Source organism: Mixta calida (assembly GCF_002953215.1).
In the GTDB taxonomy this organism is placed as follows: domain Bacteria; phylum Pseudomonadota; class Gammaproteobacteria; order Enterobacterales; family Enterobacteriaceae; genus Mixta; species Mixta calida.
Window position 1 is genome coordinate 42419 of record NZ_CP026378.1, and the last position, 17010, is coordinate 59428.

The 17010-nt window shown below is 53.7% G+C and carries 15 protein-coding genes; 11 read left to right on the forward strand and 4 right to left on the reverse strand.

Features of this window, described 5'->3' with window-relative positions; translation table 11 throughout:
* The first annotated feature begins 204 nt into the window (after window positions 1–204).
* Entirely contained in the window at window positions 205–2034 is a 1830-nt protein-coding gene (gene glmS, locus C2E16_RS00205) for a glutamine--fructose-6-phosphate transaminase (isomerizing) (RefSeq protein ID WP_038629285.1), read from the forward strand.
* 144 nt (window positions 2035–2178) lie between these two features.
* Here glmS and C2E16_RS00210 read toward each other — a convergent pair whose 3' ends face one another.
* Window positions 2179–2412, reverse strand: coding sequence for a hypothetical protein (locus C2E16_RS00210; RefSeq protein ID WP_038629287.1), 234 nt, complete (start codon window positions 2410–2412; stop codon window positions 2179–2181).
* A gap of 160 nt (window positions 2413–2572) precedes the next feature.
* Between C2E16_RS00210 and pstS the strand changes: the two genes are divergently transcribed.
* The 5 genes from pstS to phoU all read left to right on the forward strand — a co-directional run bounded on the left by pstS (window position 2573) and on the right by phoU (window position 7127).
* Window positions 2573–3616, forward strand: coding sequence for a phosphate ABC transporter substrate-binding protein PstS (gene pstS / locus C2E16_RS00215; RefSeq protein WP_084970081.1), 1044 nt, complete (start codon window positions 2573–2575; stop codon window positions 3614–3616).
* A 102-nt stretch (window positions 3617–3718) separates the two neighbouring features.
* Window positions 3719–4681: a phosphate ABC transporter permease PstC gene (pstC, locus tag C2E16_RS00220; protein WP_038629291.1), complete on the forward strand. Its 963-nt coding sequence runs from the start codon at window positions 3719–3721 to the stop codon at window positions 4679–4681.
* Window positions 4678–5565 (forward strand): phosphate ABC transporter permease PstA, encoded by an 888-nt coding sequence (gene pstA, locus C2E16_RS00225; RefSeq protein WP_038629293.1) that lies wholly within the window; start codon window positions 4678–4680, stop codon window positions 5563–5565. Before pstC ends, pstA begins: the two co-directional genes overlap by 4 nt.
* A gap of 47 nt (window positions 5566–5612) precedes the next feature.
* Complete coding sequence (pstB, locus tag C2E16_RS00230; protein WP_084970080.1) at window positions 5613–6380, forward strand: phosphate ABC transporter ATP-binding protein PstB; 768 nt, start codon at window positions 5613–5615, stop codon at window positions 6378–6380.
* Between the two features lie 12 nt (window positions 6381–6392).
* Entirely contained in the window at window positions 6393–7127 is a 735-nt protein-coding gene (phoU, locus tag C2E16_RS00235; protein WP_084970079.1) for a phosphate signaling complex protein PhoU, read from the forward strand.
* An 83-nt stretch (window positions 7128–7210) separates the two neighbouring features.
* On the opposite strand, the gene yieH is transcribed toward phoU, so the two are convergent.
* Window positions 7211–7873 carry a 6-phosphogluconate phosphatase gene (gene yieH / locus C2E16_RS00240; protein WP_084970078.1) on the reverse strand — a complete coding sequence of 221 codons (663 nt, stop codon included), beginning with the start codon at window positions 7871–7873 and terminating at the stop codon, window positions 7211–7213.
* A 174-nt stretch (window positions 7874–8047) separates the two neighbouring features.
* Between yieH and C2E16_RS00245 the strand changes: the two genes are divergently transcribed.
* A complete protein-coding gene (locus C2E16_RS00245) occupies window positions 8048–9361 on the forward strand; it encodes an NCS2 family permease (RefSeq protein ID WP_084970077.1) in 1314 nt (437 codons plus the stop codon).
* Here C2E16_RS00245 and C2E16_RS00250 read toward each other — a convergent pair.
* Both C2E16_RS00250 and C2E16_RS21010 read right to left on the reverse strand, forming a co-directional pair.
* Window positions 9345–10121 carry a 4'-phosphopantetheinyl transferase family protein gene (locus tag C2E16_RS00250; RefSeq protein ID WP_052133976.1) on the reverse strand — a complete coding sequence of 259 codons (777 nt, stop codon included), beginning with the start codon at window positions 10119–10121 and terminating at the stop codon, window positions 9345–9347. The genes C2E16_RS00245 and C2E16_RS00250 overlap by 17 nt on opposite strands.
* Window positions 10122–10552: 431 nt before the next feature.
* Complete coding sequence (locus tag C2E16_RS21010; protein WP_257152247.1) at window positions 10553–10681, reverse strand: hypothetical protein; 129 nt, start codon at window positions 10679–10681, stop codon at window positions 10553–10555.
* A gap of 676 nt (window positions 10682–11357) precedes the next feature.
* Here C2E16_RS21010 and C2E16_RS00255 point away from each other — a divergent pair.
* The 4 genes from C2E16_RS00255 to C2E16_RS00270 are packed head-to-tail and all read left to right on the forward strand — an operon-like array spanning window position 11358 to window position 16854.
* A complete protein-coding gene (locus C2E16_RS00255) occupies window positions 11358–11999 on the forward strand; it encodes a response regulator transcription factor (protein ID WP_052133977.1) in 642 nt (213 codons plus the stop codon).
* Window positions 12000–12031: 32 nt separating this feature from the next.
* On the forward strand, window positions 12032–13399 hold the full coding sequence (locus C2E16_RS00260; RefSeq protein WP_081981846.1) for a TolC family outer membrane protein: 1368 nt from the start codon (window positions 12032–12034) through the stop codon (window positions 13397–13399).
* A 3-nt stretch (window positions 13400–13402) separates the two neighbouring features.
* Complete coding sequence (locus C2E16_RS00265) at window positions 13403–14662, forward strand: HlyD family secretion protein (protein ID WP_038629305.1); 1260 nt, start codon at window positions 13403–13405, stop codon at window positions 14660–14662.
* Window positions 14663–14703: 41 nt separating this feature from the next.
* A complete protein-coding gene (locus C2E16_RS00270; RefSeq protein WP_038629308.1) occupies window positions 14704–16854 on the forward strand; it encodes a peptidase domain-containing ABC transporter in 2151 nt (716 codons plus the stop codon).
* The last annotated feature ends 156 nt before the right edge of the window (window positions 16855–17010 follow it).

Below are 17010 nucleotides of genomic sequence, written 5' to 3' on the forward strand. Positions count from 1 at the left end.
GAAGGCAGCAATGCTGTGCATTGCCGGACGCTTACTCAGGTAAGCGTCCGGCGTGAGCGAGCAAAGCCAACGCACAGGCAGCCTGAAGTATGAGGCGTATATAACCCCGCTCTCTACAAGGCTCAGGGGAACCGACAACGTCGGATCATCAGGTCAGATGACAACGCAAATGGCGCATGAGCGCCATGAGTCAGGAATAAAACTATGTGTGGAATTGTTGGCGCGGTAGCGCAACGTGATATCGCGGAGATACTGCTGGAAGGTTTGCGCCGTCTGGAGTATCGCGGCTATGACTCCGCCGGCCTGGCGGTGGTGGATCGACAAGGGCACGTTACTCGCCTGCGTCGCGTAGGCAAGGTGCAAAAGCTGGCTGAAGCTGCGGAGCAGCATCCGCTGATCGGCGGCACCGGTATCGCTCATACCCGTTGGGCCACTCACGGCGAGCCTTCCGAAGCGAATGCGCACCCGCATATCTCTGAACATATTGTCATCGTACATAACGGCATCATTGAAAACCATGAGCCGCTGCGTGAGCTGATGATCGAGCGGGGTTACCGCTTCGCGTCCGAAACCGATACGGAAGTGGTCGCGCATCTGGTGCACTGGGAGCAGAAACAGGGCGGCAGCCTGCGTGAAGTGGTCCAGCGCGTGATCCCTCAGCTGCGCGGCGCTTACGGCATGGTGATTATGGACAGCCGCGATCCGTCGCTGCTGGTGGCTGCGCGTTCAGGCAGCCCGCTGGTGATCGGCTGCGGCGTCGGCGAAAACTTTATCGCCTCCGATCAGCTGGCGCTGTTGCCGGTGACCCGTCGCTTTATCTACCTGGAAGAAGGCGATATCGCTGAGGTCACGCGTCGTGAGATCACTATCGTCGACCGCGCAGGCGTCGCGGTGAAACGCAACGAGATCGAATCTAACGTGCAGTATGACGCAGGTGACAAAGGCGTTTACCGTCACTATATGCAGAAAGAGATCTACGAGCAGCCCAACGCGATCAAAAACACCCTGAGCGGACGCTTCAGCCACGGCGAGGTCGATCTCTCCGAGCTGGGTGCGGGCGCGAACGACCTGCTGAGTCGGGTTGAACATATCCAGATTATCGCCTGCGGCACCTCCTATAATTCCGGCATGGTGGCGCGTTACTGGTTTGAGTCGCTGGCGAACGTGCCGTGCGACGTCGAGATCGCCTCTGAATTTCGCTACCGCAAATCGGCGGTGCGTAAAAATAGCCTGTTGATTACTCTGTCGCAGTCCGGTGAAACCGCTGATACGCTGGCGGCGCTGCGCCTGTCGAAAGAGCTGGGCTATCTGGGCTCGCTGGCCATCTGCAACGTGGCGGGTTCGTCGCTGGTGCGTGAATCCGATCTGGCGCTCATGACTAAGGCTGGCACGGAAATCGGCGTGGCTTCGACCAAAGCTTTCACCACCCAGCTCACCGTACTGCTGATGCTGGTGGCGAAAATTGGTCGTCTGAAAGGTGCGGACGCGCAGGTTGAACAGGATATCGTTCACGCGCTGCAGGCGTTGCCGAGCCGTATCGAGCAGATGCTGGCGCAGGATAAGATGATTGAAGCGCTGGCGGAAGATTTCTCCGACAAGCATCATGCGCTGTTCCTGGGCCGTGGCGATCAGTATCCGATCGCGATGGAAGGCGCGCTGAAGCTGAAAGAGATCTCTTACATTCATGCGGAGGCCTACGCGGCGGGCGAGCTGAAGCACGGCCCGCTGGCGCTGATCGATGCCGATATGCCGGTCATCGTCGTGGCGCCGAACAACGAGCTGCTGGAAAAACTGAAGTCCAACATCGAAGAGGTGCGCGCGCGCGGTGGTCTGCTGTATGTGTTCGCCGATAGCGATGCGGGCTTTGCCGACAGCGAAGGCATGAAGATTATTTCTTTGCCGCATGTGGAAGAGGTTATCGCACCCATCTTCTACACTGTGCCGCTACAGCTGCTCTCTTACCACGTCGCGCTGATTAAAGGCACCGACGTGGACCAGCCGCGCAACCTGGCGAAATCGGTAACGGTAGAGTAACCGCAAACGGTAAGGTTGCAGCACAACGCGTTAATCCCATCAGCAACGGGATTAACGCGTTATTTTTATTTATCTTTCCGTTTAACGTCTCTGTTTCTCTTTTAAGATCGTTGATTTACTGGGTTTTCATCGATAATTCGGAAGTCATTTCACTTTGCTGTTTTCAAGCCGTTCTGTTTTTCGCTTTATCTCTTTTAAGTGCTGGCCTGAAAAAGCACTTTTTCCTGTTTCTGTTTGGTTCGGTGTTTTGTACAGGGTTGCGAAGGGGTGATCGTTGTCATTACCGGTAGTCTCGTAAACTACGCTATCTTCCGCCTGTAACGAAGCAGCCGTGTTCAGCAGTAGGCCGCAGGCGATAATCTTAAATGCGCTTTTCATCCCTCTTTTTCCCTAAGAAAACTTAAAAGCGGGTGCTGTCATATAACTGTCATATTTCTTACATCCCGCTGTCACCAAACTGTCCTATTTTCCCTCCAGCAGCAATACTCATTCTTACTAAAACGGCATATAACCTGACTTTTACTCCCCCGGAGGGAATATGACACTGATGCGTAGCACCGTAGCCAAACTTGTTGCCGCCACCCTTTCCCTGAGCGCGGTTTCTGCATTCGCAGCCACCGATCTGACAGGCGCTGGTGGTACCTTCCCGGCTCCGGTTTATGCCAAGTGGGCAGCAGATTATCAGCAAGCGACCGGCAGTAAAATCAACTACCAGGGGATTGGTTCTTCCGGCGGCGTGAAGCAAATCATTGCGAAAACGGTTGATTTTGGTGCGTCCGATGCGCCCATGAAAGATGAAGATCTGCAGAAAAACGGCCTGTTCCAGTTCCCGACCGTGATTGGCGGCGTGGTGCTGGCGGTAAACCTGCCTGGCGTGCAATCCGGTCAGCTGACACTGGACGGACAGACCGTTGGCGATATCTACCTGGGCAAAATCAAAAAGTGGAATGACCCGGCGATCGCCAAACTGAACCCTGGACTGAAGCTACCGGAAACCAATATCGCGGTCATGCGTCGCGCTGACGGTTCAGGCACCTCATTCGTCTTTACCAGCTACCTCTCTAAAGTGAATCAGGAGTGGAGCGAGAAAGTCGGCAAAGGCAATACCGTAAACTGGCCGACCGGTCTGGGCGGTAAAGGCAACGACGGCATCGCCGCCTTCGTTCAGCGTCTGCCTGGCTCCATCGGCTATGTAGAATACGCCTACGCCAAGCAGAACAAGCTGAGCTACACCAAACTGATCGATGCCGATGGTCAGCCGGTCTCTCCGACGGAGGAAACCTTTAGCAATGCGGCGAAAGGCGCTGACTGGAGCAAATCCTACGCGCAGGATCTGACCAATCAGAAAGGAAAAGACGCGTGGCCGATCACCACTACCACCTTCATCCTGATGTACAAGAACCAGACCAACGCGGAAAAAGGTGCTGAAGTGCTGAAATTCTTCGACTGGGCTTATAAAGACGGCGATAAGACGGCGACCAGCCTGGATTATGCAACGCTGCCGGATGAGGTTGTTGAGCAGATCCGCTCTGACTGGAAAGCGCAGATTAAAGACAGCTCCGGTAAGGCGCTGTACCAGTAATGATTTAACGGTGTACGCACCGTTGCAGGGGCCGGCTGAACCGGCCCGCAGTATCCGGGCGGCTGAATGCCGCCCCTGTGAATTTCTTCTGTCGAGACTTTTATGGCTGAATCCAGGCCGACATTTAAGGCCCCAGGAAAACAAGGTGACATTATTTTTGGCGCGCTGGTCAAACTGGCTGCGCTGATCGTGCTTTTGTTGCTTGGCGGCATCATTATCTCCCTGCTCTTCTCCTCCTGGCCCAGCATTGAGAAATTCGGTTTCTCTTTCCTGTGGAATAAAGAGTGGGATGCCCCGAATGAAAACTTTGGCGCGCTGGTGCCCATCTACGGCACCGTCGTGACCTCCCTGATCGCACTGCTGATCGCCGTACCGGTCAGCTTCGGCATCGCGCTGTTCCTGACCGAGCTGGCGCCAGGCTGGCTGCGCCGCCCGCTGGGCGTGGCGATCGAACTGTTGGCGGCGATTCCCAGCATCGTGTACGGCATGTGGGGACTGTTTGTCTTCGCGCCTTTGTTCGCTGAATATTTTCAGACGCCGGTGGGCAACGTGCTCTCCAGCATTCCTTTCGTCGGCGCCCTGTTTGAAGGCCCGGCGTTTGGCATCGGCATCCTCGCGGCGGGCGTGATTCTGGCGATCATGATCATTCCCTATATCGCTTCGGTAATGCGCGACGTGTTCGAGCAGACGCCGGTGATGATGAAAGAGTCTGCTTACGGCATCGGCTGCACCACATGGGAAGTCATCTGGCGCATCGTGCTGCCCTTCACCAAGAACGGCGTGATCGGCGGCGTGATGCTCGGTCTGGGACGCGCGCTAGGCGAAACCATGGCGGTGACCTTTATTATCGGTAACACCTACCAGCTCGACAGCGTATCGCTCTATATGCCGGGCAACAGTATCACCTCCGCGCTGGCGAATGAGTTTGCCGAGGCGGAATCAGGCGTGCATGTCGCCGCGCTGATGGAGCTGGGGCTGATCCTGTTTGTCATCACCTTTATCGTGCTGGCGATTTCCAAGCTGATGATTTTACGACTGGCGAAAAGTGAAGGGGCGCGCTCATGACCACACTCGATCTGCATGCCCGCGCCGAGTTGCAGGCGTCACGCCGCAAAATGCAGGCGCGTCGCAGCATCCGTAACAAAATTGCCCTGACGCTGTCGATGCTGACGATGGCGTTCGGCCTGTTCTGGCTGGTGTGGATTCTGTTCACCACCATTACGCGTGGTGTCGACGGCTTTTCGCTGGCGCTGTTTACTGAAATGACGCCGCCGCCGAATACCGCTGGCGGCGGGCTGGCTAACGCCATCGCCGGCAGCGGCCTGCTGATCCTCTGGGCGACGCTGTTCGGCACCCCGCTGGGCATTATGGCTGGGATCTACCTGGCGGAGTATGGCCGCAAATCCTGGCTGGCCGAAGTGATCCGTTTTATTAACGATATCCTGCTGTCGGCGCCGTCCATTGTCGTCGGGCTGTTCGTTTACACCCTGGTCGTCGCGCAGATGCAGCACTTTTCCGGCTGGGCGGGCGTGATCGCGCTGGCGCTGCTGCAGGTGCCCATCGTGATTCGCACCACGGAAAATATGCTAAAGCTGGTGCCGGACAGCCTACGTGAAGCAGCCTACGCGCTGGGTACGCCGAAATGGAAAATGATCTCCGCCATTACGCTGAAAGCGTCGGTATCCGGGATTATCACCGGCGTCCTGCTGGCCATCGCGCGTATCGCCGGCGAGACCGCCCCGCTGCTGTTTACTTCGCTGTCGAACCAGTTCTGGAGCACCGACATGATGCAGCCGCTGGCCAACCTGCCGGTCACCATCTTTAAGTTCGCCATGAGCCCTTTCGCCGAATGGCAAAGTCTGGCCTGGGCTGGCGTTCTGTTAATCACGCTGTGCGTCCTGTTGCTGAACATTCTGGCGCGTGTGATTTTTGCCAAATCGAAACATTAATTCACCGTGACGCGACAGCGGCGCGGCGTTAAGAGAAAGAGAAAACTATGGTTAATCAGTCATCCGGCAAAATTCAGGTTCGCGATCTGAACTTTTACTACGGTAAATTCCATGCGCTGAAAAACATCAATCTGGATATCGCCAAAAACCAGGTCACCGCCTTTATCGGACCGTCCGGCTGCGGTAAATCTACCCTGCTGCGCACCTTCAATAAGATGTTCTCGCTTTACCCGGAGCAGCGCGCCGAGGGTGAGATTCTGCTGGATGGCGAAAATATTCTTACCGAGTCGCAGGATATCGCGCTGCTGCGCGCCCGCGTCGGCATGGTGTTTCAGAAGCCGACGCCGTTCCCGATGTCGATTTACGACAATATAGCCTTCGGTGTACGCCTGTTTGAAAAGCTTCCGCGCGCGGAGATGGATGAGCGCGTACAGTGGGCGCTGAGTAAAGCGGCGCTGTGGAATGAAACCAAAGACAAGCTGCATCAGAGCGGTTACAGTCTCTCCGGCGGCCAGCAGCAGCGACTCTGCATCGCGCGCGGTATCGCCATTCGCCCGGAAGTACTGCTGCTGGACGAGCCCTGCTCAGCGCTGGACCCGATCTCTAGCGGTCGTATCGAAGAGCTTATCACCGAGCTGAAGCAGGATTACACCGTGGTGATCGTGACGCACAATATGCAGCAGGCGGCGCGCTGTTCCGACCATACCGCCTTTATGTATCTGGGCGAGCTGATCGAGTTCAGCGACACTGACACCCTGTTTACGAAGCCGCATCAGAAGCAGACTGAAGACTACATTACTGGCCGTTATGGTTAACTGGAGACCTGTATGGATAATTTAAACCTGAACAAACATATCTCCGGCCAGTTTAACGCTGAGCTTGAACATATCCGCACCCAGGTGATGATCATGGGCGGGCTGGTGGAGCAGCAGCTCACCGACGCCATCACTGCGATGCATAATCAGGATGGCGAGCGGGCGTTGCGCGTGATCGATGGCGATCAGAAGGTCAACATGATGGAAGTGGAGATCGATGAAGCCTGCGTGCGCATTATTGCCAAGCGGCAGCCGACCGCCAGCGATCTGCGCCTGGTCATGGCGATCATCAAAACCATTTCCGAGCTGGAGCGCATCGGCGATGTAGCGGAGAAGATCAGCCGTACGGCGCTGGAGAAGTTTGGTCAACAGCATCAGCCGCTGCTGGTCAGCCTGGAATCGCTGGGCCACCATACTATTCAGATGCTGCATGACGTGCTGGACGCCTTCGCGCGCATGGATTTAAGCGCGGCGATTGAGATTTACCGCGAAGATAAAAAGGTCGACCAGGAGTATGAGGGCATCGTGCGCCAGCTGATGACCTATATGATGGAAGATCCGCGTACTATTCCCAGCGTGCTGACCGCGCTGTTCTGCGCGCGCGCCATCGAGCGTATCGGCGATCGCTGTCAGAATATCTGCGAGATTATTTTCTATTTCGTCAAAGGTCAGGATTTCCGCCACGTTGGCGGCGACCGGCTGGACAAGCTGTTGGCGGGCGACGACAACGGCAGCAGCCCGGCCTGATTTCCCATCAAGCGGCTCATCCTCAACCGCGCGCCTTTAACCGCGCGGTTGAGCTTTCCCTTCTCTTCCGACCAATAATCCCCTTAACGCGTCAGCGACCAACCGCGCTCGCGCCACAGCGCGGGCAGCTGCGCCAGATCGTCGAAAGGCGTCACCAGCGGATGATCGATAGGCCGATTATGGGCGTCGGCGCAGTAGTAAAATACCGGGATGCCCGCCGCGATGCCAGCGTTGGCGCCCGCTTCGGAGTCATCGATCAACGCGCAGCGCTCAATTGGCACCTGCATCTGCTGCGCCGCGTGAAACATCAGCTGCGGGTCCGGCTTCCAGTGGCCGATATCGTAGCCGCTGTACAACCGATCATCAAAAAAGGAGAGCATATCGGTCAGCCCCAACGAATGCTGCATCTTCGGCACGGTGCCGTTGGAGACCACGCACATCGGCACGCAGATCCGTTCCAGTAGCGCTCTTGCGCCCGGAATAGGTTGCAGATGCGCATTAAAAAGATGCGCCACCTGTTGACGATATTCCCGCTCAATCTCCTCTACCGGCGCATTCAGCGGATGCTGGCGACGGACATCAGCGATAATGTCGTAGAGCTTGACGCCCTTATACTTTTCAAACATCTCCTGTAGCGACAGTTCAGCGCCGTAGCGGGCGAAGGTATCGACATAGGCCTGGGTACAAAGGCGTTCGCTGTCCACCAGCGTCCCGTCGCAGTCAAAAAACAGACATTCAATGCTCATTTATACGTCATCCTTAATGATATTACTTGCTCCACTTTAACCGACTGCGCGCAGAATGCGACCCGTTCAGCGGTGATTTAAGGCAAACCGCAACCGTTTGCGAAAAATCAGTGTACTGTTGAGCCAAAATCGCTAGCATACGCTGCGACCTCTTTTCCCGTTCGGATGTAACACATGACTAAACAAGGCTTATTACAGCGGCTGTTCCGACTTGAGGAACATGGCACGACGGTGCGAACCGAAGTGATTGCCGGTTTTACCACTTTCCTGACGATGGTTTACATCGTCTTTGTAAACCCGCAGATCCTCGGCGCCGCCGGCATGAATACGCAGGCCGTTTTCGTGACGACCTGCCTGATCGCCGCGCTGGGCAGCATTCTGATGGGGGTTATCGCCAACCTGCCGGTAGCACTGGCGCCGGCGATGGGGCTGAATGCCTTTTTCGCTTTCGTCGTGGTGGGCGCGATGGGCTATTCATGGCAGGTCGGCATGGGGGCCATTTTCTGGGGCGCGACGGGCCTGCTGCTGCTGACGCTGTTCCGCGTGCGCTACTGGATGATCGCCAATATCCCGCTTAGCCTGCGTACCGGCATCACCGCCGGGATCGGGTTGTTTATCGCGCTGATGGGGCTGAAAAACGCCGGTATTATCGTGGGCAATGAGGCCACGCTGGTGACGGTGGGCGATTTGACGTCGCATAGCGTACTGCTGGGGGCGCTGGGCTTCTTTATTATCGCGGTGCTGGCTTCACGCAACGTCCATGCGGCCGTGCTGATCTCAATTGTGGTGACCACGCTGGCCGGTCTGATGCTGGGCGATGTGAAATACAGCGGCATCTTCTCCGCGCCGCCTTCTGTCGGCTCCGTTATCGGGCAGGTCGATCTGGGCGGCGCGTTAAATATCAGCATGGCGGGCGTAATTTTCTCTTTTATGCTGGTTAACCTGTTCGACTCCTCCGGCACACTGATCGGCGTGACAGATAAAGCGGGCCTGGCGGATAAAGACGGCAAATTCCCGCGTATGAAGCAGGCGTTGCTGGTTGACAGCGTCAGCTCTGTGGCTGGCGCCGCTATCGGCACCTCGTCGGTGACCGCTTACATCGAAAGCTCTTCCGGCGTTTCCGTCGGCGGACGCACCGGTTTGATGGCAGTGGTGACCGGCATTCTGTTCCTGCTGGTGATGTTCCTGTCGCCGCTGGCATCAATGGTGCCCGGCTACGCCGCGGCGGGCGCGCTGATTTATGTTGGCGTGCTGATGACTTCCAGCCTGGCGCGCGTGAAATGGGACGATCTCACCGAGGCGGTGCCAGCGTTCGTGACGGCGGCGATGATGCCGTTTAGCTTCTCAATTACCGAAGGCATTGCCCTGGGCTTTATCGCTTACTGCGTAATGAAGGCGGGTACGGGACGCTGGCGTGAAATCAGTCCCTGCGTAGTCGTAGTGGCGCTGCTGTTCGTACTGAAAATCGCTTTTATCGATTCCCACTGATCTCCATACGGCTGCAGCCCTGGCGCTGCAGCTGCCTTTCCAGCGGCATGCTGGTCAGCCGTAGCATTTGCTGCTCCATATTCGTTTTATTCAACTCAATATCTCGCAGCGCGTTCCAGTTATGGGCGTCGTCGATTTCCCACAGGCGCAGACGGCTGGTAGCGGGAGAAAGCGCGCATGACCAGATCAGCAGCGGTTCGACATCGCACACCGCCTGTACGTCGGGAAAAACTTGTGAGCGCAGGCGGCCTGAGGCGGGATGAAGTTGCAGAGAGCTGCCGCAATCGCTGTTTTCACCGGTTAATTTGAGGATACTCTGGCGCAGCGTCCAGATTTGCGTAATCGCTTCCAGCGGGTCCTGCTGCGCATTGATCCAGGCTTTTTCGCCCGAAGAAAGGTGTTGCAGATGGTGTTCTACTGTTTGACGGCTGTGCGCGCGCACCATTTCCATATCCAGCCCGGCGCGGCTCTGTTCTTCCGCCAGCAGCACGCCAATAACATTACCGGCATAGGCAATGCTGAAATCAGGCAGATCGGGATCGATAAAACAGGGACGGCCATTAACGGTGGTGGTTAACCCCGGCAGCTGCGGCATTCCATACACGCGCAGCATCAGTTCGGCCAGCAACATGCGCGCCGCCAGATAACGGCTTCGACGTTTTTCGCTGAGAAAGTGGGCTTTTTCTACAACTTCTGCAGGAATACGATGAACGTCCGCCCGATTTTGGGCAAGCGTCCAGCGTACAAAATGACTTGCCATCTGTCGCTCCGTGAAAATGGTCGGATAATCATCAATGCTATTGTAAGAATTTTCTGAAGCGTTTGCATCCGGCTTTATCCTTAGCCAGGCGCTTTTCAGAATAGGTTTAAATTTGCCTTTTTAAAAGCGTCCGGAGTGCAGCACCTGTTGAAATCGCTGTTCAGGCCAGGCTGCAGACATCTTTAAAAGAGAGGCGCGGTAGCCGCGGATAAAGCTTTTCGGGTACGCCATAGACCGGCTTAACCAGCACATTCACCTGTCAGGGCTATCGGCAAAAAAGCTGGTTAATCTGCTCAGTATCAAAACCGAACGTTGGGCTCGTGTCCAGCCACTGCGTGTGACCAGGAGCAGGTAGTCCGCCTGCAGGCTACCGTTGCGAAACGCGGTCTCGTTGGCTACGGCCGGACTGCTAACCCGCCGCGCGCATCTGCTCAGGGAAGCCGCAGCGGTAATGTGTCACAGAAACGGCTGTCTGAAACCATCACCACCGTAACCGTAACCGTAACCGTAACCGTAACCGGCACCAGCACCAGCACCAGCACCAGCATGATTGTTTCCACATTGCCGCGGAAAGCGCTGGCAGCAGGGTTTCTTTTCTTTGCGCACTGGTGATAAAGATGAAGCGGTCGCTGGCATTTACCGCCTGCTTATCTGAGCATGGTGTAAAGCGCATCGAAAAGGATTTCCTGCGATAGCAGGTGGGCGGCGACAAGAAACTTTAAACCAAACGTTAATGATAGAATGAAAATAAAACACACACGGCGATCGTGTAGCCGGACATATATTTATGACAGCTTAAGATTGGTCTTTAATTATATTCAAGAATTGTCTTATAAACTCATTTTTCCCGACGTTACGGGGTAGATTAATCTGATGAAATCTGTTTTGTGAACGTCGTTAATAGTTTTAACATTAAGTTATTTTACCTCTTTAATGGGAAGGGGTGATAGCGGATTTTTAATATTTTTACAATGAAAAACAATGGGTTATTGTGTTTTGTAGCGGTAGTAAAATATCCTGCTTGATGAGTAATAATAATGGATTCTTTACTTTTATTCATTATTGACCTTAGCGGAAACATGGGTTGTTAATAAGGTAAGAAGCTATTAGAATCGCTCAGAAGTTATTTCTTAAGAAGAAAAGAATCATGATTTCGGCAATCGATGTTAGCGGTATTTAGCATCGTCCATAAGGAGCTGGTCTTAACGGCTGGGTAAAGGAGAAGGATATCTCAATATGTTGGACATTAACTTGACTATATCGGATAAATATCCTGCCATTCAGTATTTTCTTTACGATTATATCAGGGAGGAATTGGGTTGTAATATTATCTCCGATTTTTCTTTAAATGTAGGCGGTAATAATATTTCTGCCAGCAGCCACAAGATAGACGCCATTATTACGGATCTGTCTTACTGCAATGATGACCGACAGTTCTATGGCATAGGCAAAATCCGTGCTATTCAACGCGCCATTCCGGGTGCAAAAGTAATACTGTATGTTGAATACGATAACTTACCTATTTTGAAAAAAGCCATCAGCTACGGAGCCGATGCGATTATCAGCAAATACGATTCCGTAAGCGAAATAAAAAAAGCGTTAACTGAAATTTTTGTCAAAAATCACAACGGTGTTTACCTGTCAAAATTTATTAATAACATTGTTAAGAATGAAGTTGAAAAAAACGATCGTTTAACAGCCAAAGAGTGGGAGATTATTCGTCTTTATTCGATGGGGCTTTCCCTTTCCAATATTGCCAAAAAGCAAAATCGCGCTGTGAGTACTGTCGCCACGCAAAAATATAACGCTATGAAAAAGCTTAATGTAAGTAATAACAGTGAGCTAATTCAATACGCATGTATGAATAATATTATTTGATTTTGCATTCTTATCAGAAAAGGATTTTGGTAATGAATCTTCGGAAATTCAACGCCGTTACGGCATGCGTTTGCGTCGCGCTGTGCATAACGTCTCAAAGCGCCAGCGGTGTCAATTTGCAGGAAGCGGTACTGGCGGCCAGCCTGTATGACAGCGAAATTCAAGCTGCACGGCATGCGCAAAAAGCCGACAGTCAAAAAAATGTCCAGGGTTTCGCCGGCCTGCTACCAACAATCAGCCTGAATGCGGCGTACAACAAACAGGATCAGCCGAAAGCCTATTACGCCTCCGGCGTCACGCGTCACAACTTCAGCGTAAACCTGATGCAGCCGCTGTTCGATATCTCTAAATATGCCGCCTGGAAACGGGGTGAAGCAATTGCAGATTATGCCGACATCACCCTGATGCAGGCGGAGCAAAATCTGATCGCCAACGTCTCTGAAGCCTATTTCCGGGTGATATATCAACGGGAAGTGCTCAATAGCGCCCTGAACGCCAAAGCCGCTTACAGCAGACAGCTAAGTCAGACGCAGGTGGCGCTCAGAGTGGGCGAAGGCACCCGTCTGGAGCGGGACGAAGCGCAGGCTAACTATGATAAGGCCGTGGCGGATGAAATTGCCGCCCGCAATGCGCTCGAAGAAGCCAGCATGGTGTTTTCGCGTCTTACCAACCTGAATCCGGATGAAGTCCAGCCGGTCAATATGTCCTGCCTGATCCGTGCGCCGCTTCCTCGTGATGACAAGGCGCTGCAAATGAAGGCGATGCAAAATAATCTCAACGTGCGCGCCGCGCTTTTCCAGCTGGCGCAGGCGAAAGCCGATGTGATTGCCGCTCATGGTGCGCATTTGCCGGTCGTCACGCTTCAGGCTGGCTATGGGACTAACTGGAGCCGTTCGGAAAGCAACAATATTTTTGACACACTGCTGGGCAGCACCTCTAAAACGCGTAACAGCACTATCGGTGTGAATGTCTCGGTGCCGTTGTTCTCCGGCGGCGCGCAAATCTCTCAGTCGATTGAGGCCACGCAGCGCCGCGAGCAGGGTAAAGACCTGCTGGAGGATGCGCGGCGCAAAGCACGTCAGGAGACGCAGTCGGCCTGGCTGAAGCTGAAAAATGGCCAGAGTCAATATCTGGCTGAAGAGAAAGCGCTCACGTCGGCAAAAAATAAAGTGAATTCGACCACCTATGGCCGGAAAGTGGGTTTAAGAACCATTATCGATGAGTTAAATGCGGAACAGGGCTATTACAGAACGCTACAGGAAATGGCCAAGGTTCAGTATGACTATTTAAACGCCAGGTTAAAACTTTCGATGGAATTAGGTGAGTTGGATTATTCAGTATTAGCGCAATTTCACTGTCCCGACGATCAACGTTACCCATTAGCGCAAAAAGGAAGTTAATTAATGAGTGAATCTTTATTTCGCCAGGAAGCGTTAGAGGCGAATAAAACCTCTATGATCGGCACCGTGGCTTTATATTGCCCGCCTTATCGGTGGCTGATTATTTCCCTGGTAGGGATTATAGCGATCGCGGTCGCCGCTTTCTTCACCTTCGGCACCTATACCAAGCGGGAAACCGCCATCGGGCAGCTAATGCCGGCGAAAGGGATTATGAATGTCGCTTCCATGGCGGCCGGTACTGTAATTGATATTAACGTCGAAGAGGGGCAGCAGGTTAAAAAAGGCGACGCTATCGCCACGGTTTCTTCCGAAGTCTTTACGGCGTTGGGCCAAACCCGTGAAAAAGTGGCCCAGCAGCTGCAGCTGCAACGTGAACGCCTGCGGATCGATCTCGAAGATCAGGAAAAGCTGTTCGCCGAAGCGATAAAAGGGCTTCAGGAGCGCGAAAGGTTGCTCAGTTCGCAACTGCAACAGCTTGAAGTACAGCAAAATCAGCGCACCCGTCAGGCTAGCCTGGCGCGTCGTCAGCTGAAAAAGCTGAACCTGATGCGCGAAGAAGGCTATGCCTCTAACAGTCAGGTGGAGCAACAGGAAGCAGCGGTCATTGATGCCGACGCGCGCATGCAGGATATCGCGCGTCAGCGTATTGATATCGATCAACAGCTGGCGCAGACACGCCAACAGCTGCGTGAGCTGCCGATAAACAACCGCAATAAACAAAACGACATTGAGCGGCGCCTTTCCGAGCTGGAGCAGTCTATGGCGGAAAACGAATCCCGACGCTCCATCGTTTTGCGCGCGCCGATAGATGGCCTGGTGGGATCTGTAATGGCTAAAACCGGCCAAATGGTGAGCGCGGGCCAGACGTTATTTTCCGTTCTGCCTGATGAAGGGCACCTGCAGGCGCGCATTATGGTCAGCAGCCGGGCCATCGGCTTTATCAAACCCGGACAGAAAGTCGTGCTGCGCTATCAGGCTTTCCCTTTCCAGAAGTTCGGTCAGCAATATGGCAAGGTGGTGGAAGTTTCGCGCGTCGCGCTTTCACCGCAGGAAGTGGCCACGCTTACCGGCAATAACAATGTCCAGGAGCAACATTACCGAGTGGTCGTCGCGCTGGATAAACAGGATATCAATGTCTATGGCCATCAGGAAAAGCTGCGCCCCGGCAGCGCGCTGGAAGCGGACTTCCTTATCGATACCCGGCACCTTTACGAATGGGTGTTGGAACCGCTCTATGCGCTAGGGCAGCGGGCGAGCAATTAATTGAACCGGCCATGAATTAACGACAGGGAGTTGTTTTATCTATGAAGTTTTTAGAAGCATTGAATTTTGGCTGGCGACGTAAACTGCCTGTCATGCAGCAGACCCAGGCGACGGAATGCGGTCTCACCTGCGTCGGGATGATCGCTAACTATTTCGGTCACAGCATCGACATGGTTACGCTGCGTAAGCGATTCCCTACCTCGCTGAAAGGCGCGACGCTGGCGGATGTTATGCTTATCGCGCATCAGATGGGCATGGCGGGGCGCGCGCTACGCCTGGAGCTTGATGAGTTGGGCAAACTGCGCCGTCCCTGTATTTTGCACTGGGAAATGAACCACTTCGTGGTGCTGAAAAGCGTTTCGAAGGACAAGATAACCATTCATGACCCGGCTCGGGGCAAGCGTGACGTTCCCATGGACGAGGTTTCGCGCAGTTTTACCGGCGTCGCGCTGGAGCTGTTGCCGGGTGCGACCTTTACCCAGGTGCAGGAAAAGCAGTCGATTTCCATGCTAAAGCTGATCGGCAACGTGACCGGCATTCGGGCCGCCTTTACGCAGGTCATGATTTTGTCGATCGCGCTGGAGCTGTTCGGGATTCTGATGCCTTTCTACATGCAGTGGGTCATGGATCAGGTGCTGGTGTCGGCCGACTACGATTTGCTGACGCTGTTGGGCAGCGGCTTTATTATCGTGACGTTATTGAATGTTTCGATATCCGCGCTGCGCTCCTGGGTTACCACCTGGTTTTCCAGCCTGCTTAGCGTACAGTGGACGGCGAACGTCTGTTCCCATCTGCTCGGCCTGCCGATGTCCTATTTTGAATCGCGGCACGTTGGCGACGTACTGTCGCGTTTCGGATCGATTGGCACGATTCAAAGCACGCTCACCGGGCGCTTTATCAGTTCTATTCTGGACGGCGTCATGGCGATCGTCACGCTGGGTATGCTGTTCATTTACAACATGAAGCTTGCATGGCTGGTCATCGCGCTGCTGGTGGCCTACGTCCTCATTCGCTGGATCTCTTTTCGCCCTTTCCGTCAGGCGAATGAAGATCAGATCACCGCATCGGCGCGCGCGCAGTCGCAGCTGCTGGAGTCTATTCGCGGCGTTCAGGCGGTTAAGCTGAATAACAAGCAGGAGATCCGCGTCGCTACCTACGCTAATGCGTTGGTGGAAAGCACTAATAAAGGCGTGGCGATCCAGCGCCTGTCGATAGGATTCAGCTCTGTGCAAGGCGCTATTTCCGGCGTCGGGCGCATTGTTCTGATATGGATGGCCGCCCTGCAGGTGCTGGAAGGCAACTTCACCAGCGGGATGATGGTCGCCTTTATCAGCTTCTCCGATCAGTTTATTGGTCGTGCTTCTGGGCTGGTCGATGCGGTTATTGATTTCACCATGCTGCGCCTGCATGGCGAGCGTCTGGCTGACATTGTATTAACCGAGCAGGAAGAAGATATGGAAACCCTGCTACCTGCAGTTCCGCATAGTGGCAACGCGGCGCCTTCGCTGACGATTAAAAATCTCTGTTTTCGCTATGGTGAAACGGAACCTTACGTCATACAAAACTGCAATATCTCCATCGCAGCCGGTGAATCTGTCGCTATTATTGGCCCTTCCGGACAAGGGAAAACCACGCTTGCCAAGCTGATGATGGGCTTACTGAAGGCGGAATCCGGCAGCATAGAGATTGATGGCATAGATATTAAAAAGCTGGGGATGCGCCACTATCGCGATCGCATTGGCTGCGTAATGCAGGATGATATTCTATTTGCCGGTTCTATAGCCGACAATATTTGTTTCTTTGATGCTATGCCCGATCAGGAGCAAATTGAGAATGTCGCCAGAATGGCGCAGATACATGACGATATTACCGCGATGCCGATGGGCTACCATAGTCTGGTAGGTGATATGGGTTCTTCATTATCCGGAGGGCAGATACAGCGCGTGTTACTGGCCAGGGCGCTCTACCGTAAGCCGGATCTGCTTATTCTGGATGAAGCCTCAAGCCATCTGGATGTTGAACGCGAGCGCAGTATTAATGCAGAAATAAGAAATATGCCCGTAACCAGAATAATAATAGCCCACCGACCTGAAACAATTTTAAGTGCCGACAGGATCATATTGCTGCACAAAGGCGGCGCAACGGAAATGGATAAAAGCCAATATAACATTTTGACTAAAAAGGAAAGCTAAAAGGTATATAGCGGGCGGCTACAGGGTTGCCTGCTATTAAGGAATGGTTTTTTAGGGAAAATGTTTTTTCCTAAAAACAAAAGCAAAAGTATTTTAGTTAGGGTACAAGTAATTAATAATGGATTGTTTACTATTGTTGAAATAAGATCCATTGTT